This window comes from Bradyrhizobium sp. C-145, from assembly GCF_023375135.1.
Taxonomy (GTDB): domain Bacteria; phylum Pseudomonadota; class Alphaproteobacteria; order Rhizobiales; family Xanthobacteraceae; genus Bradyrhizobium; species Bradyrhizobium zhanjiangense.
Map to the genome: position 1 here is coordinate 6,998,292 of NZ_CP088150.1, position 23,178 is coordinate 7,021,469.

The 23,178-nt window shown below is 58.5% G+C and carries 13 protein-coding genes and 3 pseudogenes; 9 read left to right on the top strand and 7 right to left on the bottom strand.

Going from position 1 to position 23,178, the window contains the following annotated elements; genetic code table 11:
* Positions 1-171: 171 nt before the first annotated feature.
* Positions 172-387 (bottom strand): hypothetical protein, encoded by a 216-nt coding sequence (locus LRP30_RS33020; protein ID WP_249757497.1) that lies wholly within the window; start codon positions 385-387, stop codon positions 172-174.
* Positions 388-835: 448 nt separating this feature from the next.
* Between LRP30_RS33020 and LRP30_RS33025 the strand changes: the two genes are divergently transcribed.
* The 5 genes from LRP30_RS33025 (at position 836) to LRP30_RS33040 (ending at position 4,307) form a co-directional block, all read left to right on the top strand.
* On the top strand, positions 836-1,189 hold the full coding sequence (locus LRP30_RS33025; RefSeq protein WP_249757498.1) for a hypothetical protein: 354 nt from the start codon (positions 836-838) through the stop codon (positions 1,187-1,189).
* A complete protein-coding gene (locus LRP30_RS45095; protein ID WP_256477636.1) occupies positions 1,164-1,295 on the top strand; it encodes a hypothetical protein in 132 nt (43 codons plus the stop codon). Before LRP30_RS33025 ends, LRP30_RS45095 begins: the two co-directional genes overlap by 26 nt.
* 26 nt (positions 1,296-1,321) lie before the next feature.
* The gene (locus tag LRP30_RS33030; RefSeq protein ID WP_249757499.1) at positions 1,322-1,843 is read left to right on the top strand and encodes a hypothetical protein; all 522 of its coding nucleotides are present in this window, start codon (positions 1,322-1,324) and stop codon (positions 1,841-1,843) included.
* A gap of 881 nt (positions 1,844-2,724) precedes the next feature.
* Positions 2,725-3,018, top strand: coding sequence for a helix-turn-helix transcriptional regulator (locus LRP30_RS33035; RefSeq protein ID WP_249757500.1), 294 nt, complete (start codon positions 2,725-2,727; stop codon positions 3,016-3,018).
* Positions 3,015-4,307, top strand: a complete 1,293-nt coding sequence (locus LRP30_RS33040) for a type II toxin-antitoxin system HipA family toxin (RefSeq protein ID WP_249757501.1) — start codon at positions 3,015-3,017, stop codon at positions 4,305-4,307. Before LRP30_RS33035 ends, LRP30_RS33040 begins: the two co-directional genes overlap by 4 nt.
* A gap of 471 nt (positions 4,308-4,778) precedes the next feature.
* Here the strand turns inward: LRP30_RS33040 and LRP30_RS33045 are convergent, their stop codons facing one another.
* The 3 genes and pseudogenes from LRP30_RS33045 to LRP30_RS33055 form a co-directional block, all read right to left on the bottom strand.
* Positions 4,779-6,179, bottom strand: coding sequence for an MATE family efflux transporter (locus tag LRP30_RS33045; protein WP_249757502.1), 1,401 nt, complete (start codon positions 6,177-6,179; stop codon positions 4,779-4,781).
* A 3-nt stretch (positions 6,180-6,182) separates the two neighbouring features.
* Positions 6,183-12,650, bottom strand: a complete 6,468-nt coding sequence (locus LRP30_RS33050) for a non-ribosomal peptide synthetase (RefSeq protein WP_249757503.1) — start codon at positions 12,648-12,650, stop codon at positions 6,183-6,185.
* Positions 12,651-13,693: 1,043 nt separating this feature from the next.
* Positions 13,694-15,138: pseudogene (locus LRP30_RS33055) on the bottom strand (IS1182 family transposase).
* 1,305 nt (positions 15,139-16,443) lie between these two features.
* On the opposite strand from LRP30_RS33055, the pseudogene LRP30_RS33060 reads away from it, so the two are divergent.
* A pseudogene (locus LRP30_RS33060) lies at positions 16,444-17,716 on the top strand (IS256 family transposase).
* 1,158 nt (positions 17,717-18,874) lie between these two features.
* Here LRP30_RS33060 and LRP30_RS33065 read toward each other — a convergent pair.
* Positions 18,875-19,700: pseudogene (locus LRP30_RS33065) on the bottom strand (IS5 family transposase).
* A 498-nt stretch (positions 19,701-20,198) separates the two neighbouring features.
* Between LRP30_RS33065 and LRP30_RS33070 the strand changes: the two are divergent.
* Positions 20,199-20,453: a hypothetical protein gene (locus LRP30_RS33070; RefSeq protein ID WP_249757504.1), complete on the top strand. Its 255-nt coding sequence runs from the start codon at positions 20,199-20,201 to the stop codon at positions 20,451-20,453.
* Positions 20,454-20,740: 287 nt separating this feature from the next.
* Here LRP30_RS33070 and LRP30_RS33075 read toward each other — a convergent pair whose 3' ends face one another.
* Entirely contained in the window at positions 20,741-21,031 is a 291-nt protein-coding gene (locus tag LRP30_RS33075) for a hypothetical protein (RefSeq protein WP_249757505.1), read from the bottom strand.
* Here LRP30_RS33075 and LRP30_RS33080 point away from each other — a divergent pair.
* Positions 21,030-21,311, top strand: coding sequence for a helix-turn-helix transcriptional regulator (locus LRP30_RS33080; protein WP_249757506.1), 282 nt, complete (start codon positions 21,030-21,032; stop codon positions 21,309-21,311). The genes LRP30_RS33075 and LRP30_RS33080 overlap by 2 nt on opposite strands.
* Positions 21,312-21,446: 135 nt before the next feature.
* On the top strand, positions 21,447-22,382 hold the full coding sequence (locus LRP30_RS33085; RefSeq protein ID WP_249757507.1) for a LysR family transcriptional regulator: 936 nt from the start codon (positions 21,447-21,449) through the stop codon (positions 22,380-22,382).
* A 242-nt stretch (positions 22,383-22,624) separates the two neighbouring features.
* Here the strand turns inward: LRP30_RS33085 and LRP30_RS33090 are convergent, their stop codons facing one another.
* Positions 22,625-23,161 carry a DUF2285 domain-containing protein gene (locus LRP30_RS33090; RefSeq protein ID WP_249757508.1) on the bottom strand — a complete coding sequence of 179 codons (537 nt, stop codon included), beginning with the start codon at positions 23,159-23,161 and terminating at the stop codon, positions 22,625-22,627.
* Between the last annotated feature and the right edge of the window lie 17 nt (positions 23,162-23,178).

Genomic DNA, 23,178 nt, shown 5'->3' on the forward strand with positions numbered 1-23,178 from the left:
GGCTGCGTCGGTCGACGATATGCGCCAATGGAGAACAGTGCAGGGCTGCGGCCATCGACCAGCCATCCACTCCCTCACGTGAAACGGCCCGTCTCCCAATCGAGGTCCGCAGCGGCTGTCGAGATCGTTAATCGAGAGATCTCGTTTAGACCGCCGTATTTGGAGCTTCGCCTATCGATGCAGCTCGGAAAGGTCGTCCTCGATGACCACGGCAAAAAACTGCTTGGCATCAACAAAGCCGCCGCGCTGGTAGCCCCATTCGAGAACCCTGCAGATCACGAAATCTCGCCCTTCACGGATCGGAATTTTTGCGTGGGCGGCCTTCACGGCTTCTTCCAGGCTATCAGCTACACCCGCATACGTTTGATAATCTGTTGGATTGGCCATTTGCTTCGTCCAAATTGTTCTCGTGAAACTTTCGTCTGTTAAAAATCATCGTCCGCATCCTTGCACACTCTATTGACAAAATCCGAGCGCTGAAAGAGCATCGCACGCTTACGTAGATAAAAATTTTTCGGCATCCGAGTGACCTTCGGCGCAATTCGTTTCGTCGGATCGTATTGGAGTTCTCATGAGATTGCTCTGGGGCATGCGCGCCTGCGCGCTCGCGCTGATGCTCTGTTCGTGTCAGTTCGCAGCGGTAGCCCAGACCGCGTACAAGTATTCCGCGCGACGACATCGTCGTGGCTATGGGTGGCGGCCTATTCGACTTCATCGACAACTTGAGCGGCACCGGATACGATGGGTACTAGCCCAACAACGGCACCATCTGCTCGACGCCTAAGGTTACGGGAGCGCTGTCTCAGTTTGGCGACCATCGAAAGTCACACTACATTTGCTGACGGGGACCGTACAGACGACGGTCGCGTTATCTGTGTTCGCTGAAGTGCGCGCAGCGCAATGCATCAATCACACGGTCATCGTCGACGCCGGATGCTTGTCCGGAGACCTGCCGCTCGTCGGTCCTCCGAAGAATGACTTCTTCACCATCCTGTTGTGCGCGCTCAACGTGGACAACTTCTTCCAGATCGCATTACCAGTACCGGTGAGGCTTCCTTATTCTATCATGCTGCGAAGCAGTACGTCGCAATTTGCCGAACGTTCCATCGGGCTCGAATCTCTCCGTTCAACTATCCTTCGCCAAATGGGACGGATCGAAGTGGGTGCCGGAAACGAAGCCCGCGGATAAGCAGAAGATCTGGCCGATCTCGGGCGATCTCGCATTTCCGGAATATCTCGTCACCGACACGTCCAATCCTGGCGATATTCTATTCAACAAGGACGCTACATCGTAGGCAGAGCGAGCGCGACGCATGCCCGCGTGCTCAATACGAGCTCGGACCTAAGAGAAGCCCTGAGCAAGAGCGTCGGCCTGACTTTGTACTTTCACAACAATCCTTATGGCATCGCCACGATCGTCATCCGCGACCCCCTTCTGGCACCTCAAACCATAAACTCTCCCTCCGACGAACTTTTCGGCCTCATCGGTGGCCTCTTCCCAATGATTGTAAGCGCCACCTATCAACCGAACAGGTCGACGGACAAATACGGCATCAGCTTCGTGATCGCCGGCGTCACCGCTCAGCTCGGTGCCAACGGCGGCACACCTACGATCAACGCCGGTATCATCGTCGAAGACCCTCAAAGCACTGGACAGCGCGACCGGGCAGAACGTTCCCGCGCGGCTGGTGGGAACGCCGTCGTTCTTGCTAGGAACAGGCCAACGGACGCGAGGTGCAATGGAAAGCCTGGCGTATTCGCTGTGGCGGATGCAAGTGCCTGTCCAGGCACGGACAAGATCATTTCTTCGGGAAGGGTGCGGCGCCGGCTAGGTCGTCGATGACATCTTCGCAGAGCCTGGCCCTCGCCGAGCCAAGATAGTTTGCGGTTGCCTTGACCGACGGAGCGGCTATGCAGATCGAGATCCGCAGGCTGCAAGAGTGGCGCGGCGTAGAGCGCGCCGATGGCCTGGGCCATCAAGATGCTCGACAGGACGCGAGGAATTTGATGACGAGCCAAGTCGTGGCCGCCGTTATCCACTCAAGCAGTTGGCGCAGCCGAAGATGCCGCTGACGAGATAGCTGATGAACTGGGGTCGCACGACGGCGACGTAGATTGAGGCGATCGGATCCTGTTCGAACATATGATGGGGCGCTTGCCCCGGCCGATCAGGTCGTTCAATCGTTCGTATCCGAGCGCGAAGGGAAGGTTCCTACCCGAGGCGAAGGGCGGCTGGGCTCGGCTAAATCGAGCTGATAGGAATTCCATTTCTATGCCATGGCTTGACGAAGAAACGCAATTTGGCGTCGCGAGCTGGCGTGTATTGAACCGGCACAACGTCCGCCCGAAGCATTTCATTGTCAGGTTTTCAGGCGAACGGAGCCTGATGGCCCCTGCAGTTCCACCGCGCTGTCGAAGAGACCGAAATATGGAGTGCACGCAGCGGCGGTTACCCGCTTTCCGCGCGGGCATAGAAACGTCTCCCAAGGTTACTCCTCCGGCCGCGGCACGGTCCTCGTGCGGCGAGACCGGCGGCCAGGGGGCGAAGTCGTTCAGAAGATTACTACTTCAGGCCGAGCACCGCGGCGCGGCCGAGACGAGCGCCGATCGCAAGGGCATGAGCTTTAAATCATACCCCCGAAGTATTAGGTAAAACTAATACCAGCATGTTATTGCATAAAAATCATATCCGCCTATATGTCTTAAATCTCATGGATGACCGGCATGATTTTGAAGACAATCAGCGACTTAGGACTGGCCGTCCGGGAAGCCCGCCGTCGGCGGAAGCTGACCCAGAAGCAACTCGCCCAGACGCTGGGGACCACCCAGGAGTGGATCTCGCAGTTCGAGACTGGCCGCCTGGAGAATCCGAGCCTCGGAACGGTGCTAAAGGCCTTCGCCACGCTGGGGATAGACCTGAACATCGACAGTGTGCCTGGATCTCTACAGAACAACGACTTGGATACCGGTGATCTGGCACTCGACGAGCCGAGCTTCCTCAAGGGACGGCGGCGATGAGCAAATTCATGAACGTCCTGATGGGCGGCGTCCAGATCGGCCGTCTCGAGCAGATGGATACCGGCGTCCTCGCCATCGAGTACGCTGATCGTTGGCTCGCGGCCGACAGGGTTCAAATTCCGCTTTCGATGTCCCTGCCTCTCGCCGCCAAGAAGCACTCCGGCGCGAAGGTGGCCAACTATCTCTGGAATCTGCTTCCGGACAGCGACCAGACCCTCCAGAAATGGGGACAGATCTACGGCGTGTCGCCGAACAGCGCGTTCGCTCTGCTGTCGAAGGTCGGAGAGGATTGCGCCGGCGCGATCCAGATCGTCACCGACGATTGGATGGCCGCCAATGCGGATTCGCCCGGGGAGGTTCAGTGGATCGACGAGGCGGAGGTCGCGAACCGCCTCAAGCGCCTGCGCGAAGAGCGGACCTGGACGGGTCGTCGCGAAGGCGACCGGGGGCATTTCAGTCTCGCCGGCGCGCAGCCGAAGATGGCCTTACTGTTCGACGGCAAGCGGTGGGGCGTACCGAGCGGCCGCCGGGCGACCACGCACATCCTCAAGCCGCCGATGCCTCACCTGCGAGGCACGACCGAGAACGAGTACGCGTGCCTGCGTCTCGCGAACCACCTCGGGATCACGGCGGCCGAAGTTAAGGTCGGAAAGTTTGGCGAAGAGGTCGCGATCGTCGTCACCCGGTACGACCGCGAGATCGACAAGGACGGCGTCGTCAGACGATTCCACCAGGAAGACATGTGCCAGGCGCTCGGCGCGCATCCCGCCGTCAAGTACCAGAGTGAGGGCGGGCCCTCGATCGAGCAGATATCCAACGACGTGCTGCGCTACGCTACCGATCCGGAGGCGGACAAGGCGGCGTTCGCTGACATGATCGCCTTCAGCTTCCTGGTGCTCGGTACCGACACGCACGCGAAGAACTTCTCAGTCATCCACCTCCCGGGCCGGCGGATGTTTCTTGCGCCACTCTACGACGTCCTGAGCTTCGTGCCTTACGACGACGACGAACATGAGCGGCGGCGGCTGCGCATGGCGATGAAGATCGGCGGCTACTACAAGTTCTCAGAAGTCCTGCCGCGGCATTGGCGACGCCAGGCGGAACTGATGAAAATGGACCCCGACGCGATGATCGCGCGATTGGTGACGCTCGGCGAGAAGATTCCCGACGCGCTGAGCGACGTCGTGAAGCAGGCGAGGGTCGAGGGCCTGAAAGAACCGGTGCTTGACACCATGCTGGACGGAATCTCGGCGCGCGGCAAAGCGATCGTGCAGCAATACTCGGCGTGAACGCGCCGCGCTTGGGATCGTCGACGAGGTACGCGCGACGCCGACGAACGCCGTCGACGCCCGTTCCGGACGCTGAAATCCGATGACCAAATAACTGTTACGAATCCCGCGGGGCTACCGCGGGCCCCGGTCGATCAACTACGGATCGCTGGAGCGTGCATCCGCACCTGCAGCGGTGGTTTAATCTGGGCAAGGCCGCCCGGACGTGATCCGGGCGCAGCGGGCGTTCACGGCCGTTCCGGCGCGACCCGAACGGTTGTCAACTAGCCGGCATCTAGTAGCCTTTCGGTTGCATTCCCCCCATCCGCTCGACAGCATCTTCCCCGCTTTGACGTCTCGAGCTTGTCGCGTTTGTAACGACTTTCGCAACCAGCCCGGAACGAACGACGGCTGGCTGTTTCGCCCGCGAGGAATGTATCAATTGTCAGGATGACGCCTAATCAAAGTCAAGGAGCACTCTCAATTCCTGGCTCAATGTGCTGGTCCTCCGCGCCTGAGCTCAGCAAACTGGCGCAACATGACGAATAGCGCGATCATTCCAGCGCCCAGCTCAGCGATGGCTTGACTGGCTAACAATCCACTGAAGCCCGATATGACAGGAAATAGAAGTACCGCCGGTATGAAGAGATATCCCTGCCTTGCGAAAGACACGACCGCGCTGAGGCGTGCTCTGCCAAGCGACTGAAGCATTGTCGTCACGAAACTCTGAACACCGTAAAGCCCAAAAAACAAATGAAAGATGATGCAGCTCGAGACGGCAATTTCGGTGACCTCATCGCTATCGCTGAACAACCTGACCAAAGGCCGGACAAAAAGCATGACGGCTGCGGAATACGCAAAGGAAAGCGCAACCGTGATAGAGAGCATGAACTTCGCAACCTTCAGTACACGGGCAAAGTCGCGGGCGCCCCAACCGAACCCCAGGACAGCTTGAGAGCCGATACAGAAGCCGGCGATAGGCAGCGTTCCGATTGTCAAAATTCTTACAGCTATTCCCACGGCCGCAACGAACTCGTCACCGAACCGGGAAGCGGCCCCGTACAAGAACATACCGGCAAGAGCCGATAAGATACTCGTCATCGTCGCCGGCGCCCCAATGAACGCGAGCTCTCTGATGCGATCTACGCGCAACGAGACCTGAGATATCCTGACGAGCACAGTGCCGAGGCGCTTGGTAAAAAACGTGATGTAGAGGCTTATAGCGGCGATCTGAGATAGCAACGTCGCTAGCGCTGCGCCTCGCACGCCCAAGTCTAGTAAGAATATAAAAAGGGAATCAAGCAAAGCGTTCAATATGAAAGCGCTCAGCATGGTCCACATGCTGAATCGTGTGTTGCCTTCAGCTCTTGCGATGAAGCCGCTGACGATGTTCAGGAGCATCAAAGTAGACCCCGGCAAGAGGATCGTGGCGTAGTCGAGCGCGATGGGCAGGATGGTTGGACTTGCCCCGAGTGCGACGAAGATGGTTCGTAGGCTCAGAAGCAGGGCGACGGTCATGATCACCGCGATCGGAGCGGCCAACGCGAGCGCCGTACTCGCACCGCGGCCCGCCTCCAACTCATTACCAGCACCGAGATGACGAGATATGAAGGAGGCAGTACCCACCCCGATCCCCTCTCCCACCGCAGCGAGCACCAAAATGAGCGGCATCGTCATGCTGACAGCTGCAATCGCCTGCGCACCAAGTGAGCCAACAAAGATCGCGTTGAGGAGCTGCTGTAACGCGTTGATCGACAAGGCGATAACAGATGGAATGGCGAGACGCAGGAGAAGGCTCGGGAGGTTTTGGTCCGATAGATCGATATGCCGGCTTTTCTTAGGCATCGCATCGCGATCGCTTTTGACGACGAGCTCCGCGTTGCGCTCATCCATGATTCACACCGCCCTCAGCGCTGCGAATTCATTGACCGTCTGCAACAGCTCCTGTTGCAAGATCGTGCAAAGATGGCGGGTCACCTCATAACCGACCTGGCTCGGATCATACCTCATTTCGATCTGTAGACGGCGCGATTGATATCCGACATCGAACCAGAAGAGGTGGATCGGGGCCGGTTGATTCATGTGTTCGCCGATCCACAGTGGATAAGGGTCTGTGTCTAGAAAACGGCGTGCGAAATGGCGTTGCAGTCCGGCGCGATAATTCACCCCGATTCTGGGCAGTGGCAGGCGATCGAGCCGGCACCGCACGGCTGGATCTCGGTTTAGGAATTTCAGGGCCCGAAAGCCTATTCCCCCACGCGGCAGCGCATTGCGCTGCCGGTATATTGAACGAGCACGGTCGGAACGCGACTCCCTTCCTGTGACATTCAATGAAAGCGGAACAAGCTCGCTGATAAGGCCAATGATCTGAGATGAATCGAAATCGTCAAAGAGCCGACCTCGTGTCGAGGTCAGGCTATCAATCCAGAGCGAATAGTTGCCGAACAGGGCTCCAAACGCACCGGACATGGCAGCAAGAAACACATCAAAGTCCTGACAATGCGCTGATCTGGCTCCAATACTGAGGAGACCCGCTGTCGCCTCCCCATCGATCTCAAGATGGTACTTGGCCTGATCTACCCGAAGCGAACTGCCGTTCGAATCCTCCCGCCGACCTCCGAGACTTGGATCGTAAAGTTCTCTCGCGCTTTCTTCGGCGACACTCGTGCCGCGCCATGACGCGTCGCTGACACGCAAGTTGAACTGATCGTAGTCAATGCCCTCCCAGTGCTTGAGTTCGTGTAGTGCTTCGCTGTTCGCGTAGCGCTCGAGGCGCTTCAACCAGGGAGAGAGCCTTTGTACGGTCTCAGGACCATTCACATCATGGCCTGCAGCAAGAGCGTTGTATGCGTCCTCCCATGCTTCGAGGAATAGCCGATAGCCTATTCCATCCAGTACGAAATGATGCATCAGCACCAGCAGATAGTAATCGCCGCTTTCCGAAGTACGGAAGGCCGTAACGTGAACAAGAGGCGTGTGGCCGTCAAACCGAAACATGTGTTGACGTCTTGACGAGACACTCTCGATTGTCCTGCGCTGGTCTGGGCCGGTCATTCGGACGAGATCGATCTCCTCCACGATGCCCTCGGGCGGACAAGGCCCAATTCCCAGCCGGAGTCCATCTTGGGTTCGGGCAACGCGCAGCCTGAGGCCTTCGTGCCGCTTGATGATATGGGCGAGAGCGCGGTCCAGGATCTTGATGTTCAGGATGCCACCGGGCAAGAAGAACAGATCCCCGATGTTAAAATGCTCGTCAAAGCCGACAAGAGAATTCCAATACGATATTACGGGAGGCACAGGCAGTAAGCGGTCCGCGGAAGCGACGTTGTGGGGTGCCGTCTGCGCTTCCCCGGCCGCCAAATCCCTGATGGTCGGTGTTCGATAAAGTTGGTTGACGGTGAGATTCAGCCCGGCTTTGCGCGCCAGCGTGACGCAACGTACGCTCAGAAGAGAATCGCCTCCGATATCAAAAAAACTGCTGTCGATTCCCACCCCCTTGGCGCCTAATAGATCCTCCCAGATCCGAGCAAGAACTTGCTCGTTCCTGGTGCGGGGCTCAGCAGATGGATTGGTCTCGATTTCGCGGTAAGGAACGGAGGATAGGCGACCTCGCTCTATCTTTCCGGTCGTCGTCAGGGGAATACTGTCGACCAACCGGAACGCTGCGGGAATCATGTAAGATGGCAATTTTTTGCGCAGGTGGGCGAGAATCTCTCCGGAGCTTAGATGCTCCCGAGCGGGCACCACACTCGCCGTCAAGCGGCGATCGTCATCGGTGCCTTCTGCGAAGACCGCGGCCTTTGCGATTGCCGGATGAGACTCAACGGCAACTTCGACCTCCTCCGGCTCGATGCGAAAACCCCTCACCTTGATCTGGTTGTCCGATCGACCGCAAATCTCGAGAAGGCCGCTCGTTGAGATGCGTGCGATGTCCCCACTTCGATAAAGCACGTTGTATTGTCCGCCATCATACGGATTCGGCACGAAACAGCGGTCAGTCCGATCTTGATCCTGCCAGTACCCAGCGCTCAGACAGCGGCCCGCGATGCACAGTTCGCCGGGGGCTCCAACAGGCACTCTCTTCATTCGTGCATCGAGCACGTAGAGTTTGACGTTGTCGATTGGCCGCCCCACTGGGACAAGTGCCGAGTTGTCATCCGCATCCGATGTTTCGTGCACGGCTGCATTGGACGCACATTCCGTCGCACCATAGAAGTTCCACAACGGCACGCCCGGAAAAGACCCACGCCAGCGGGCGGGTAGCGAGGAAGGCATCGGTTCAGCGCTGCTTGTGACCAATCTCAAGGCGGTCCTTTGCGGTTGCCGTTCCTGAGACCCGATGAGACCGGACAGGAGTGGTGGAGAGGCAAAAAAGCGTGTCACGCGATGTTTTGCCAAACTGCACAACAACAGATCCGGAGCTAGCACCTGCTCTTGGGTGAGGATCAGCGTGGGAACACCTCTCAGAAGCCCACCAAAATACTCCCAAGCGGACGCAACAAGGCAGGCGGACTTCTGGACAACCATGACGTCGGTGCTGTCAAAGGGAAAGCGTCGCCACATCCAGTTCAATCGATTAAGAATGGCCGATTCCGGTATAAGAACCCCCTTCGCCCGGCCTGTTGAGGAGGACGTGTGTATGAGGTTCGCAATTGGGTGATCTGACGGTGTGTTGCTGGGCGCGAAATCATCCCTCGACACACTCCACGTTTCTAGGGCCAACAGACAAATCGAAGGTATCTCAAAGCCAGGCTCCGTGATATTCGCGTGAACCAAGAGCTTTGCCTGACTATCTCGCAGGATTTGTTGCACCCGATCACGCGGATAATCCGGCGCTATCGGCACAAGGACAGCCCCCAAGCTTCGCGCCGCAAGCATGATAGCGGCAACGTCCGGCGACCGGTCAACAAGCATGGCGACCAGATCGCCGGCTCCCACCTCCATATTCCGCAGTGACGAGCGGATAGCGGCTACGCGCTCACGCAGCTGGCCGAACGTGACGTCCCCGAACTCGCCAAAATATGCTAAATTGGTCTGATTGGAGAGGCTGATCTGCTCGAAGGCTTCAACAAGCGGACATTCAGATTCATATCGCTGGGTCGACCCAACCAGCGAATCCAGTATAGTGCGGTCTGAGCCGCTGAGGCAGCTTAGTTCCTCAATGGGCACAAGCGGCTTATCAACGCAGGCGGCAATCAGACAGCGCAGATTGTCGGCCATGCGAATAGCCAGATCACTCGAGATTATGTCTTCCGCATATGCGAGCTGGAGTGCAATTTCATCGCCCAGATCTTGCGCGTACAGTGTTAGGTCGAATTTGACATAGCCTGTGTCGTACTCGCGGAATGTCAGAGCCAACTCGTCTTGACCAAGTGGCTCGACGGCTTCGGAGTACATGTTGAACATGACCTGGAAGATCGGTGATCGCCCCGGTTCGCGACATAACCTACTATCCCTGACCATCCATCCGAATGGATAGGCCGAATTTGCGATGGCATCGCTGACCAGGCCCTGGATGCGCGTGGCATGAGCAGCAAAGCATTCACCGCCATCGAAGGTGGCACGGATTGGCAGCATATTCAGGAAAAAGCCGACGATGTCGGCGCTGCCGGGTTGATCCCGTACAGCGTGTGGTATGCCGACGACAATATCGTTCTGACCGCTATACATTCGTAGCAGCAGCTTGAAGCACGCGAGCAGTGTTGTCGACGTGGTGCAGCTGTTTTGGCGCGCAAATTCTCTTACGCGACTGGAGAGATCGCTGCCAAGCAGCACTGGATGCGAGGCGCCGCGGTATGAATTTGTCTGCGGGCGCGCTCGTCCCATTCCAAACGAAAGCACCGGCGGATCATCACCAATCTGACGACGCCAATAGTGACGTTGGCTCTCCAGCGCTTCTGGAGAAGCATGTTGTGTTTCCCACGCCGCGTAGCCCGAGAGTGATGCACGGTTTTCTGGCCAGGGCGCCGCAGCATCTAAATATCTTCGCTGAAGATCTCTGAGGAGAACAGAAATCGACCAGGCATCGAGGATGATTTCATGAGCGGTGATCAATATGAGATGGTTGTCGGGCCCAGACCGGATCATACGCGCGCGAAACAAGCGGCCTTGTCGGAGGTCAAAACCGTCTTCCACCTCTGTTCGTCGAAACTGCGCGATGAGCTCCTCAGCTTCCGACGAGGTGAGATGAGATACATCGGTCAATCCAAGGCTAGTACATGGCGGAGCATCGAAGCATTGAACCGGACCGTCTTCGTCGATGAAGCGCGCCGAAAGTGCCTGGTGAGAATGAATGACCTCGGCCCAGGCGCGAGTGAAGCGAGCTAAATCGACGTTTCCCCTAATTCGCAGGCCGCCTTGAATGATGTAGTTCCTGGCAGACGGATCGAGCTGCGAGAGGAACCATAGGTGTTCCTGGAGCCGTGTCAGAGACGATCGGTTGAGCTTTCGGTATGTAAAAGCTGCGCGCGAATTGGACTCGGCGCTGGGAGCGATCGAAGCGGCAAGAGATCGAATCGTCCCGTTCAGGACCAGCCTGAAATCAGCTCTCACTCCGAGCAAGGTCTGCAACTGTCCCAATATGAGCATTGCACGGAGCGAATCTCCACCGAGGCTTATGAAGCGGTCATTCACACCTATCTTGTCGATCCGCAAAATACCGGACCAGATTTGACGCAGCCGGACTTCGAGGTCCGTTTGTGGCTCCTCGAATGGCGTTGACAATGGAGGGCGAACAGTGGCCGGGTCAGGCAACGCTGCAAAATCGACCTTTCCGTTTCTGGTCAGTGGAATACTGCTGACATGGATGATTCTTTCCGGAAGCATGTAGCTGGGGAGTGCTTCGGTGAGAAATTTCTGGAGATCGCTTTCTGTCAGTTCAGCTAGAGCCGACACATACGCAATTAGTCGCCGCGATCCAGCTTGCGCCTCGGCCCCACCTATATCTCGCGCGGTAAGCTTTACGCCTGCGCAGACAGAGGCGACTGCGACGGCACCATGCACCAAGGGATGAGCGGACAAACGAGCTTCGATTTCCCCCAGCTCGATTCTATGCCCGCGAATCTTGACCTGACGATCCCGTCGACCGAGACATTCCAAAAGGCCGTCGGAGCGAAGGCGGCCAAGATCACCTGTCCGATATAGGCGCCGGAAGGACAGGTCGTTTGAGAACGGGTTGGGCCCAAAGGCGTCCGTAGTCCGGACATGGTCATTGACGTAACCGGCAGCGACGCCAACGCCGCTCACACAGATTTCGCCGACCTCTCCTACGTTGCAGAGCCGTGATCCGTCCGCGATATAAACCTGAACGTTTTTAATTGGCCTACCAATCGGTACATAAGGCTCAGCCAGCGCAGGCGGCACGGAAACCAGATGATGCGTCACGCCGTCGGCGCACTCGGTCGGCCCGTAGTGGTTGAGAATGGAAACGCGGGGATACAAGGCAAGCCACGCGCGCGCCAATCCGGGTGTTAGAGGTTCTCCGACCGTAGAAATAATCCGCAAACCGTCCATGGCTCGCTCGGCCGCAGCAAGCGACTGCAGGTATTCAACAAACACTGCCAGCATGGACGGAACGAATTGCACAACCGTGGCGCCGCACCGTTGAATTGCTTGAAGGAGGGCTGACGGCGACCTCAGTGTCGCATCATCGATAATTGCTGTAGGGGCTCCGACGCAAAGCCCAGCCAGAAGCTGCCACAGCGAGATGTCAAAGCAGTGCGATGCGGTTTGCGCGACGCAATCCGTCCGAGTGAGACTTAGAGCATCGATCTTTGCCGCCAAATGATTGTTTAGGCCAGCGCGCTCGATCATTGCGCCCTTAGGCTGCCCCGTCGAACCAGACGTAAACAGAATATAGGCAAGCCCATCCTTGCCGGGCGGTGGCACCAAAGACGAAGTCTGGACCCAGCGCAGTGCCGCCTCGATAGCCAGGAATTGTGGGGTGCCTTTGCTGCTGTCCTGGAACAGGCTGAGCGGCCCCGGCTGGTCTCGGCCCATCAGCAGAGCGCAGCGGCTCTGCTCGATCATGAATGATGCACGGGAAGCCGGCAGCAATGGATCGAGCGGTAGGTACGTTGATCCAGCTTTCAAAATTGCGATGACCGCCGTCGCCCAGTCGAGGTCCCGTTCCCCCCAATAGCCGACAACCCTGCCGCGAGCACCCTGCTCTCTTAAGGTCCTCGCAAGGGCATCCGATCTGGATCGTAGCGCCTCATATGTGAGTTCGTCTGCGCCGTGCCTCAGCGCGACTCTCTCCGGATCCGAACCTGCAAGCCGATCGATCGCCGTGATTGCGTCGACCGTTTGACGTTCCATAGACTGCTTCTTGCCTGATTGATTTTCCGTAGGCACGCGCCCCACCATTCGTCGCCTTCTTCGGCCCCAAATCGGAACGCCAGAGCTCGTCATCGTGGTGTGCAAGTGCAACCACCCTGATTCCGCACGTCGTACGGTTTTTGTCCGTATGATCTTCTCGGTGTTCGCTTCTGGCTCGATGATCGGCAGAGGAGGACGCTAGGACCGCGCGTCCACTTTGGCACCTACCTACTCTTGTGGTGGACCTGCCATCGCCTGAATTGCACCCGCAATCAACGCGCCCACAGGCTCGTTAAGGCTTGGGATTAGCGTAATTGTCCGATTTCCCAGCGCTTGAGCCGTCACCACCAACCCATCGAGAGCGTGTTGGCCACCCCGGCGGGGCAGCTTGTACGGACGAAAGGCTTCCTACCGTAACCACCGCCGGACCGATGGTATTCAAGCCGGTGATCGCCGCAACAGGAACGCGGCGGCGCCTCAACATTACAACGAGTTATCGAAGCTCGCAGCAGCAGTCCCACGCAAGGCCTCGAGGTCATCCAAGTGCTGGCACCGGCAAACCAAGCGCGCGATCACCTCGTCACCTAAATCGAATAGCTCCGCTTATTTGTCCGCCAGTCAACGGAATTTGATTTATGGCTATAGATAGCGCGAGCTGGAAAGTGAGACGTCGTGTCATCGCGTAGCGTCCCGGGGGCGAGCACAAACCGCTGTGGATACCGAGGGCACATTTCCTGGGCGGCGTACGGTTGAACGGCTGGCCGTCGGCAGGGACGTATGGCTCACGGAGACTTCGCTCGAGGAGAGACGCAGCCTGCCCACGGGCGGCCTCTGCGTGAGGATTAATCCACCGCAATGCGCTCGCCAGACTTGCTTGATGAGCTACTCGACCACTTTATACGGCCTTTGTGGTCTCGGGGGCGGCATATTCCTTTCCGCTTAGGATCTTGGCCGTGTACAAACGGATGGTCGGCACGCGGCCGTGGTCGCCAACCACTACAGGCGGCTGATGTTCTCGCGTCGGATCGCCCAATGACGGCCAAAGCGGGTATCGCGAGCCGGTATTGCGCTTTGGACGTACTTTCCGGCCTTCAGACGGCCCGGATAGCTGCAATCAGGCGAGGTTTGCCGACGATGTTCATCACCCGCGTGAGGTTATAAGCGAGAACATGCAGCGCCATCTCAGCGGCAACATTCCGTAAGCGCTTCATCAGGAAGTGGGTCGCCCCCATACGGGCTTTGATCGTGCCGAAGGGATGCTCGACCGTCTCGCGCCGCGTCCGCATGGCGTCGGGATTGGAATCGAGCCGTCTCTGGACCTCTTCGACCACATGTTCATGCTCCCAACGCGTGATGCGGCGCTCCTTGGATGGCGTACATTGGCTCTTGATTGCGCAGCCTTGGCACGCTGCTGTCGACCAGTAACGGCGCAGCGTCATTCCATGCTCGATGTTGGTATAGCGATAGGGCAGCAGCTGGCCGGACGGGCAGCGGTAGACGTCCTCATCAGGCAGGTAGGCGAAGTCCTGTTTGCCGAACCGACCCTCCGCCTTGGCGTTCGACGTCATGGGCTTGGGCAGCGTGACTGCAATGCCAGCCTCTTCGCAGGCCAATATCTCCTCTCCGTCGAAGTAGCCACGGTCGGCGACCGCCTCGAGTTTGTCCGCTTCGAGCACTTCTTTGTCTTGCTTCGACATCCGAGCAAGCTGCCCACGGTCGTTGCCACGTTTATGACCTCGTGCGTAACAATCAGATGGTGTTCGGTGTCCACCGCGACCTGGACATTGTAGCCGACGACACCCGATCCGCGTCCACTGGTGGCCATCGAACGGGCATCCGGATCGGTGAGCGATATCTGTTGATCAGGCGTGTTGCGCATCTGCGCATCAAGCACTTCCAGGCGGTCCATCTCCTGCTTCAGCCGAGCGATCTTTTCCTTGATCCTCATTGTCTTGATGCTGATCGCTTCCGATGGCTCCTGCCGATCGGCGCTATCCAGTTGACGCAGATATCGACCGACGCTTTCTTCGATTTGCGCCATCCGCCTCGCCATCTTGGCATGCGTGAAGTTGCGATCGCGGTTGTTCACTGCCTTGAACTTGCTGCCATCGATTGCGACGCTTGGGGTCTGCAACAGGCCCATTTGCCGACATAGCGCAACGAACTTCGCACAAACCTTCCGAAGCGCCGCACCATTGTCCTTCCGGAAATCGGCGATCGTCTTATGATCGGGAGCCAAGCGGCCGATCAGCCACATCACCTCGATATTGCGGCACGCCTCACGTTCCAGGCGGCGACTGGATTGCACCCGATTGAGATAACCGTAGATGTAAAGCTTCAGAAGGACTGCTGGATGATAGGAAGGCCGGCCCGTCTCCTTGGCGATCACACGCTCAAATCCCATTCCATGCAGGTCGAGCGCCTCGACAAACACATCGATCACATGGACCGCGTTGCCCTCGTCTACCAAATCCTCCAGACATTCCGGCAAGAGCGTCAGCTGGGATCTGTCCGCGCCTTCAACGAAGCGTCCCATCCGTATCCCCCATTAGGAAACGGAGGAATCGTAACCGACTCGTGGCTTTTCACACAGCCAGGATCATCTGGTGAAATGCGAGCGTCGCGTCCTTTCCCGATCGGCAGACTTTACAAATCAAGCCGTTCGATTTTGGCGCTCTCCGCTCAACTATTCGGGCCCCTCAATTCAACGGCTGAACTGCATGAGCAGCATCATCCACGCCACAAATCTCAGCCTGCTGATGCTGCCAACGCCCAGCACTAAATTTAGTCCGGCTTGTGCGGTCTGCTCACGTATTTCCAGGCGCCATTGAGGTGCCCTCAGGCAGTCCGCCGGTACTAGATGTGATTGCGACCTTAGTGGGCTGAGGGAGACTTGAGACGTTTGGGCTTAGGCTGAGATTTTTTGTGCGCCAGCCAACGCGCAAGCTGGTGGCAGGTTTGGTGGGGCAGTGCCAGCGCTCGCATGAAAGGTGGCCGTTGTCACGAGGCCTAAATGCCGCAGCGGGATCTATCCTCGGCGATCGTGACCGGGTCAAGGCCCAACATCACGTCGCGATTGATACCGAAATGGAGGCGATAGAGCCACCAGATTGCGCAGCACCGGTCGACATCGGAGAGTGCCCGAGCGCGCTCTATTGCGGCTGCGACCAGCGCTATTGGCTTCATGACACGTCTGATCTGGAGACCTGAACGTCTCGGGACCGGTGCTCTAAATTTTGTGAGTTCTTGGTCGGTGACGGTCCGCTGTCGCGCGCCTGCGTCGGCAAAGGATTGGGAGCTGAGGTTCATGTTTGCCATGGAATTGCGCATCTGGAATCTTGATGGGAACACATATGTGTCCGACCTGTCCGTAACCTTACGATGCAAGTACTGCTTCCCCAAACACCCAGATCTGGTAGTGCCAATTGACAGCACTCTTATGCGATAGTTACGCGGTGGCGCGCGTTAGTTCGCAGACCCGATGCTGGTGCCTCGAACCGATCGGAGTCGATGGCGTTGGCTGCACCTCGGAAAACGGGGCAGCGCGGGTCCGGAGCCATGTGATATCGCCTCGACTTGTCGATGGCCGGTGGCCCATCCTGAGCTTTATTTGCGCCTGATGAACCCGCTCCTCGCGACTGGCCGTTAATTGGAGACGGTGATCCACTGCGACTTCCTGCCGCTGTGGGGATGCGGTCAACGAATGTGTATTCGTCATTTGAACAACTCGCCGGCCGACCACGGGGATGTCCCGGGTTCTGTTGAATTTCTGAAGAGGTCGGCGTTGCCCACCTTGAGCCGGTAGGCTCGGGGTGCTGATTCCACAAAGGAGAGCAACGCCATGACGAGAGATATCACACCGGCTGGTTCGCCGGCGACTGGGGCTGTGGACGAAGCGTATGCAGAAGTGCGGGCGAGCTTCGATCGGTTCTGCCTTGCGGCAGGGATCGAGGCGCTCGGCACGATGATGGAGGCGGATGTCACGGCGGCCTGTGGGCCGCGCCACGGTCGCGATGCGGCGCGGCGGGCGCACCGTTGGGGCCGAACGCGGGTCCGGATCGGTTTCCACGGCGGCAAGATCGAGGTCGAGCGCCCGCGGGTCCGGGGCATGGACGGCCGCGAGGTCACGATCCCGAGTTGGGAAACGGCGGCGCAGGAGGACTGGCTCGGTCGCTGGGCGATGAACCTGTGCTGATCAATGTGTCGACGCGCCGGTTCGGGCGCGCTGTCCGGCTGCCCGAGGGTGACGTGCCGGCACCGCCCGGATCGGGGGGTTCGAAGTCGGCGGCCTCGCGGACGTTCGTAGCGCTGTCGGCGGCGCGGCTGGCCGACTTCATGGCTGCCGATCTGTCCGCGCTCGACCTTCTGGTGGTCCAAATCGACGGGCTGCATCTCGGCGACGATCTCGTGCTGGTCGCCGCGATCGGGGTTGACGGCGAAGGCAACAAGCATCCGCTGGCGCTGGTGGAAGGGGCGACCGAGAATGCCGCAACGGTTCAGGCCCTGCTGGACAACCTGGTTTCGCGCGGGCTCGACCGGACGGTGCCAAGACTGTTCATCGCCGACGGCGCGAAGGCGTTGTCGAAGGCGATCCGCCGCACCTTCGGTCCGGCCGCTGCGATCCAGCGCTGCCAGATCCACAAGGCGCGCAACATCATGGAACGCCTGCCGAAAGAGCATCATGCGGCCACCCGTCGAGTGCCGCGCCAGGCCTGGGAGCTCGATGACGCCGACAAGGCCGAAAAATTGATCCGCAATCTCGCGCGTCGACTCGACCAGCAATGGCCCGGCGTAGCGGCCAGCATCCTCGAAGGCCTCGACGAAATCCTGACTGTCGTCCGGTTGAAGCTGCCGAAGGAGCTTTGTCGATCGCTCGCCTGTACCAACATCGCCGAGAACATGATGGCACCATTCGCCGCGTCACGCGCAACGTCAAACGCTGGCGGGATGCCGGTATGGCCTTGCGATGGGTCGCGGCCGGCATGATCGAGGCCAACAAGGGCTTCCGACGATTGAAGGCGCATAAGCAATTGTTGGTTCTGCGTGCGGCTCTTCAAGCTCGCCACAATCGCATGACGATCAACCCCGTTGCCCACGTCACGAGGGCCGCGTAACATTCATTCCGGCAACGTCGGCCCGACTAGTTCAACAGCGATCGGGACATCCCCCCGACCACCTAACCGATTGGACACGCGATATAGCCAAGGCAGCAAAGCGGCCCGCCCACAACACGGGTCCGGTACGGTCGACAGCGCGTTGCGCAGCCTGTTGCGGCCTTCACGAATATTGAGACCAAGCGAATACGAATTTGGCGCGCACCTCCCACTCTCTGGGGACCATCCTTCAACTGAGCAGACAATGCATTATCATGCTGTGCGCACACGCATGCTCTAAGACCAATTTCCTGGTCGCGATGACCGGGTTCGAGGAAGTCTGTACTTGCCACGCCTATACCGCAGAGAAGATCCTTTGTGCCAGCCTTGGGAGCGATCGGTTTCATTTTGGGTGCGCGCGCTGTTCGGGCGGTCAGCGGCCGCCAGTGAGCATGGTCCGCAATCGGCCACGACAGGTGCTGTTCTTTTGTGAATTGCCGCACAGGTTTCGTCAGCTTTTGGAAAGCTAGCGTGAGTACAGAGCCGCTAGGGTTAGCGAGGCGTGGTAGAGACAGCGCTATTACCAGAATGGGACAGCGCCGAGTCACGTTCCTGCTAACCTCAATCTGCAGCGCAGGCGCGGCAGGGACAGCCCCCGATCCAGCCCCAACCGACCGGCGTCGAGTCGCGCCCGCGCTGCTTCCGTGTCGGAGAAACGAGCCGCACTGTCGTGCTTTTTCAGGCACGGACACCCGTCGCTTGTGCCGAGGGAGATCGACGACGTTAAATTTAGCGGCGCGCGTGGACTTTCAAGCGATCGCTTCCACACTTCCCGTCTTATCCCGTCAACGTTTCCCGGGCTCTGACATGAGCGGCAGCGTGTAAGCCTTTTTCACGCAGCGGAGCGCTTAATATGCTGGGCATCTCCAATCTCTCCGTGAGGTAGCGTATCAGCGTAGAAAGTAGCGGACGATCCAACCAATTCAGGTAGGTGATTGGCAGTCGTTCTCAGTGTACAACTTGGAGCACCCTACAGGGGGCAAAGTGTCAGGCTGGATACCGAAACGGGCAGGGCCGGCACTAAAGTTAGCGGCGCGTGGCAGGGACAGCGCTTTGCAGGGATTGAGCGCCGAGTCACGTCGCCGTTAACCCTTTTCGTCCCTGGCACCCTAGAGGCTGTTAGGAACCTGCAGCGAGTTTAGCGACGTTTTTGAGCATGATGCATGCGAAAGCGATGAGGTGGAGATCGGCGAGGGTCTGAGCGCATCGCTCGTAGTCTTTGACAAGTCTTCGGAAGCGTGTGGCCCACGCAAAGGATCGTTCGACGACCCCTTGGGAGCAGCACGAAGCCTCGTTTGGCCTCCGACAGCTTTATGACCTCGAGGGCAATGCCGTGTTCTGCAGCCGCCGTTGCAGGCTTGTCGCCTGTGTAGCCCTGGTCAACGAAGGCGACTTCGACGCTCTGACCGGTCTCTGCCTGAATCGTCTTGGCGATCCGGCCAATCTCGGCGCGATCGTCGGTGTTGGCGGGCGTGACATGCAGCGCCAGAGGATGGCCGAGCGTATCGACGGCCAGATGCAGCTTCGAACCTTTTTTGCGCTTGGCTCCGTCGTAGGCGCCGCGGGCGCCACTCTCGGGCGTCGAGCGTAGAGTTCGACTGTCGATGATGGCGGCGGTCGGCTGCGCGGGTCGGCCAGCCGCAAGGCGCAGGATGACGCGCAGATCCTCGGGTAGGGCCTCAAAACAACCCGCGCGCAACCACCGCTGCGCCTGTTGATAGACGATCTCCCACGGCGGCACATCGTTCGGCATCCAGCGCCAGGGCGCGCCGATCTTCACGATATAGCGCAGGCCGTTGAACACCTCGCGAAGCGCGTGCGTCCGCTGCGAGGCGTCCTCGGGCAAAAGTGTCAGATACGGCGCAACAAGCGCCCATTCGTCATCGGAAACGTCAGAAGGATAAGGCTCGCGGGGAATCGACGCCCCGCAAGCCTCAACATCCATGGTTAATCAGTCCCTAACAGCCTCTAGGGACAGCGTCGTCTTCGCAGGGTTGTCCACTAGTCCAGCTAGGCGCCCTGCGGTACTCCTCAAAAATACCACTTAGTAGCGCCGTGAGGGGCGTGCCCCTCACGGGAGCAAAGGTGGCCAGCTTTGGCTGACCACCGAGGCTTGCGGCATCTGTCAGGCACAGCGCTTTCACCGTTTCACTACCCGATGGCCGAGCCACCGGCTAGTTCTCGCTAGCATGCCGGCTATCAAGAGCTAGCATCGGACTTTTTCATGGCGCCAGTCGCGTCTGCGCCGCTCTCCGTGTTCTGCAACAACTCTTTCCTGACACCCTCGTCGCTCTTGGCACTGCTCGGCAAATCGAGGCTCTCAGCTGAGTGACCTTGGGATATGGGCCCGCGGCGTTCGAATGGTCCGGACAACGCCCAAGCCGAAACCTCTCAGCTAGCGTCAACCGCGCGCCGACTCCCAACTCGTTCGGGCTCAGACATCATGGGCAATGATACGCGTGGCCATCTGTTTGACTTGATAGTGGCCGATCCAATTCGCGACATCTCGCGGCTTTCCCTCGCGGTATCGTCCGCGCGTTCCAAGTCGACACTGCGAGACTTTGCTCTCTGGGCAGCCACTCTTGTGCAGTCAATGGCTGCTGCCAAAGTAGGTTACGACTTGCCGTACTGCGCTTTATTTGAACTGGCCGTTATACTTGATAACCTGACCGGCGCGCGTTCGTTGAGCCTCAGCTAAGAGAGTTCGCGGTCGTGCCTCTTGAGCGGACGAGAGAACCTAAATCTCCGTATCATGGCTAATGGCGGCGTGCGTAACGTCAACAAAGATGTTGTACCGGTAGACGAAATTCTCAGAGTCCATGGAATGAACGAGATTAGGGTCGCTGAAACGCGCTTTTTGCCCTGATCCAGGCATAAAGACCACTGTAACCTTGCCTGAACGTCTGTCGCTGCGATCGCGATGGTTTGCGCCGGCGCATGTGATCGGAGCTACGATTCCATTTCGTTCAATGGAGCACCATCGCCTCAGCCACCATCTTTGCTCACCTCGAGGCCGTTCGTGCGAGTTGGGCAGCGGAATCGAACCCGAGGCAGCAGTTCGGGTGAGGGCCGGTCATCCCCCGCAAAACCTACGCCGCCGCGAATTGATAGACCGTCGACATACCAGCGCTTGTGCGGGCCGTCCCAGTAGCGTCCAGGAAAGCCGACACGGTGGCACGCATGGGATAATTCGATCCAAAGCCCACATTTGGTGATGTTTTTATGTAGGTTATAGCCAGTGGTTTGATGACCATCGAAATGGCTGCTTTCGCGCATGAGAGCTCGTGCGCTTGTGGCTTACAATGTGCGCCGGATCCGCGTCGAGCGCGGTATTCCGCAAGAGCAATTGGCCTACGATGCAGGTGTTGACCGCTCCTACATGAGCGGACTTGAACGTCAACAGGCAAACCCGACAATCGATCTTCTGGATCGCCTGGCCGAGACGCTCGGCGTTGCTGTCTCGGAGCTGTTTGTTCGGCCGTCCAAGGGTGCGCCGCCGCCCGCTACCTTACCTAAAGGTCGCAAGCCGAAGTCGGCACGTCGCAAAAGGACATAGCCCCGTTACGGTACCGAGCTATTGATGCAGATCTTCTGCGATCCCGGACCAGTATCAGTGGCTCCGTGCGGACTTTAAGCGCAACCGCCCCCTAATAAGCTGCAATCCCCCTGTGGACATCGAGTAATGTGATGAATGTTCATTGTGGCGCCGGAGCAGACAGTGGCGGCTCAAGACGACGAAGTTCCTTTAAACGCCATCCGCGCTTTTGTGACCGTCGCTCGCGAAGGCAGCGTCACGCGCGCCGCCACCACTTTGGGAACAACACAGAGTTCAGTCAGCCGCTATTTGTCCGTACTGCGGGACTATCTGGGTGCTGACCTGATCGAGCGGCGGGGCCGGCGCAGTGACTTAACCGAGTTCGGGAGGCTATTCGCAAACGCAGTCTCTGAACCGATCGAAACGGTCGGCTTCACCGCGAAGAGAATGCGACGCCGTGCAGGCGCCGGAACGAATCGAATTGTGGTCCGCACGTCACTATCGACCTTTGCTTTCTCTCTTCTTATTCCAAATCTGCAGGCTTTCTCTGCTGAAGCCGGCGGCGTCATCGTGGACGTCGTGAGCTCGCTCTCGCCACCGGTATCTTCGGATGATTTTGATATTTTGATTACACGGGATCTTTCCGTCATCGAGCCCGCCGACAGCTGGGAGATCTACAAAGAGGAGCTGGTGTGCGTCGGCCCGCCAAATCTGGTCGCGGGCAGAGAGCTCTCGATTGTTCGGTCAACCCCTATACTGAACATCACGTCCCGTCCCGACATCCTGCCGACATGGCTGAGAGCCATGAACCTGTCTTCAAGTGACATACGAGCGGGCGCACGGTATGATCACAACTATCTTGCTTTGCCGGCGGTCATGACAGGAAAATGCCTTCTGGTCGCACCAGAAATCATCGTCAGTGATCTGGTGCGAGGGGGCGCTTTGCAAATCGTCCCCGGCTCCCGTGCTCCAAGTGGCATGCAATATCGCGCCTATGCTGTGGATCGCAGCGCGCACCCCGAGATCGCACGTTCTTTTTGCCGATGGCTGGCTCGTCTTTGCAAAAAGGTCGCACCCGCGCAGGCTGCCTGACGTTTAAGCCTCAATCCGGTACAGCAGGAGATCAATGCTCAAGTCGAGAGCGCTCAAGTTAAGAAACCATTCCAGCACAGTGGTCAAAGCCGACGCAGATGGCGCCGCTCGGGTGCAGTAATCAAGACGCCAACAATGAGAGATCTGAGCGCAAAGTCTTTGTCATATCCGACATCGTGCCATGGCAGCAGCAGAATTGGCAGGCAGAACGGAAGGTAGGCCGCTTATCGCGCCGCAACCCTCTACTTGTCATCCCTGCCCCTGCGTTTGCCCAGCAATGCTCGCCAGCGAAGGCGCATGAGGCGCCGCCCCAGCTTAACAAGTCGAACGGTTCGGCTGCGTAAATCATCTGTTTTCCAGGCGCGCTCGGACATACGATGACTTCCAAACAGGCCTTGCGCAATTTGGCGATAGCTATTTCCTTCATGCCATCCATCCACTGCGCGCAGCGCTAGGATCAGCCGACGCTGCTTCAAAGCAGGCATAGCAAGAGGAGGCTGTCCGAGCGGACGACGCTCGAGGGCCAGCCAAAATCGACGTGCGGCCCCCAAGCGAAGCTCGAAATCGGCGTCGAGCGTAAGATCAACGACGACAGCATATCCGCTCGCTGGAGGCTCCTTTAGCCAAAGGCGATGCTGCGTACCCCCGAGCGGCACGATCGCATGCCATCCATCCGGCGCACGGCGAAGCTCGCCGCCGGGCAGATTGCCGAAATCAAGCTGATAGCTTTTGGGCACAATGCAATTGGCCGCCCGCACAGCCAGTACGGTCGGCAGCACCTCGGGTGCCCAAAAGA